Origin of the sequence: Paenibacillus xylanexedens (assembly GCF_007676705.1) — a bacterium.
Lineage (GTDB): Bacteria > Bacillota > Bacilli > Paenibacillales > Paenibacillaceae > Paenibacillus > Paenibacillus xylanexedens_C.
In genome coordinates this window covers 1-246 of the sequence record NZ_VEBF01000547.1, presented here as the reverse complement: position 1 = coordinate 246, position 246 = coordinate 1, and the positions used below count along the sequence as shown (strand labels likewise).

The 246-nt window shown below is 43.9% G+C and carries 1 protein-coding gene; it reads left to right on the top strand.

Annotated features, from left to right (window positions below; all coding sequences use genetic code 11):
- Positions 1-246: malate:quinone oxidoreductase (locus FS628_RS33360; protein ID WP_145326705.1), on the top strand; the 246-nt coding region annotated here is incomplete at both ends.

Below are 246 nucleotides of genomic sequence, written 5' to 3'. Positions count from 1 at the left end.
CCTCATTTCACTTATCTGCATACACACACCAATGTCCACTTTTTGAAAACACCCTATCACTCTTTATCCAATCACCCCCTATTCCCAGCCATGGAATTCTCAGATCACGAAAAACACCTCCCCAAATGCATGCCGCTCATCATCAAACATCCTACCACTAATCAACCTCTTCCACCCACCAAAATTCACTCCCCTACCCACGTTAACTTTGCTCCTTTAACGCCTATCCTCATCAAACATTTCAAG